The organism is Enterobacter cloacae complex sp. SHL012, assembly GCF_049237505.1.
Taxonomy (GTDB): domain Bacteria; phylum Pseudomonadota; class Gammaproteobacteria; order Enterobacterales; family Enterobacteriaceae; genus Enterobacter; species Enterobacter kobei.
Window position 1 is genome coordinate 1 of sequence record NZ_JBMKIZ010000016.1, and the last position, 954, is coordinate 954.

A 954-nucleotide genomic window follows, 5' to 3' on the forward strand; every position below is an offset into this window, starting at 1 on the left:
TGTATGACCGGATACATAGGTGACAGATCAGACCGGGAACATAGGTAACACTTTTAGTCTATCCGGAGCACACTCTGGGTTTTTCGGTCGTAGTACGCAAGTGTTATTCCATTAAAGATGATGGCCTCAAGGCCATCATCTTGCTCTTCCAGCATGATGTACTCCCCAGTCAGTGCTTCACTCAGGAACACCGTACCCTTTTTTCCCATATAGAGGGTCCCCCTCGATTTCACCCTGTAGACTGTACCTCCTTCCGGATAAGCATATTCAGGAAGACGGCCATCCCAGTGTCGGTTTGAGGGTTGCCATACCGTTCCGGGCGTTGCACCCGCCAGTGCTTCATGCGGCCTTTCGTAGTTAAATTCTTTCCGGTAGTCACTGAACCACCGCTGTTGTTCTTCCATCGTCATGAAGGTGTTGCCCTGTTTCACCGCACTTTTCAGGGAGCGGTGCATTCGCTCATGGCGGCCATTTTCTTCCGGATGGCCCTTTCTGATACGCTCCGGCCTGATGCCCAGCTTGATTAGCCAGACGGCAAGACGACTTAATCCGGCTATTCCTGTTCCCGCGAAGGGCTGGCCGTTATCGGTTCTGAGCACTTCCGGCAGGCCATATTCCAGGAACGCATCCGTCAGGCACTCTCTGACAAAGGGTTCACTCTCACGGTGTGTTCCCCGGCAGCTGAGCAGATACCGGCTGTGATTATCGGTCAGGGTGAAAGGATGGCAGTACTCTCTGCTGAGCAGCCTGAACTTGCCTTTAAAATCAGCGCTCCAGACCTGATTGTTCTCACAGATGATGGTCAGGGGCTGGCGATTGCCTGGTGTTCTGCGTTTTCGTTTTTTATCCGGAACCAGGCCTTCGCGCTTGAGGATATCGCCGATAGTGCTGGCGGCAGGTACGGTAAAATCGACGTGATGATTGAGCAACCACATCCGCAGTTTTTTTGGCCCC

1 protein-coding gene is annotated in these 954 nt (G+C 52.8%); it reads right to left on the bottom strand.

Going from position 1 to position 954, the window contains the following annotated elements; genetic code table 11:
- Positions 1–53 precede the first annotated feature (53 nt).
- On the bottom strand, positions 54–954 hold a 901-nt coding region (locus ACOTY9_RS22035), incomplete at its 5' end, for a transposase (RefSeq protein ID WP_421637406.1).